1 rRNA gene is annotated in these 336 nt (G+C 52.7%); it reads right to left on the bottom strand.

Annotation, left to right across the window (positions count from 1 at the left end):
• Window positions 1–60: ribosomal RNA gene (gene rrf / locus QSK43_RS27245) — 5S ribosomal RNA — on the bottom strand; the annotation flags it as partial.
• Window positions 61–336 lie beyond the last annotated feature (276 nt).

Below are 336 nucleotides of genomic sequence, written 5' to 3'. Positions count from 1 at the left end.
GCGTTTCACGGCCGTGTTCGGAAAGGGAACGGGTGCGGCCGCCCCGCGATAACCACCAGGTCGGCAAAACGCAACATATGATCCATGCGGAACGCATGGAAACTGTTGTTTCGAGAAGCTGGAGAGCCCCGAGGCTCTATTTAATTTAACACGTCTTTCTGCGACCCATCCGTATGTTTTCCATACAGGACGTTAGTCCGTCGCGCCTTGTGGCGCGCGCCGTCTGCAGGGCCTTTGGCCCGTGAAGACAGAACAGATATCATCAAACTGCGTTTGATGAACATAATCAATGGGAACGAAGAAGTCGATCGAGCTATTAGTAACGGTAAGCTTCAC

Origin of the sequence: Rhizobium sp. GR12, assembly GCF_036596185.1 — a bacterium.
GTDB classification, from domain to species: Bacteria; Pseudomonadota; Alphaproteobacteria; order Rhizobiales; family Rhizobiaceae; genus Agrobacterium; species Agrobacterium nepotum.
This window is presented reverse-complemented; position numbering and strand designations above follow the sequence as displayed.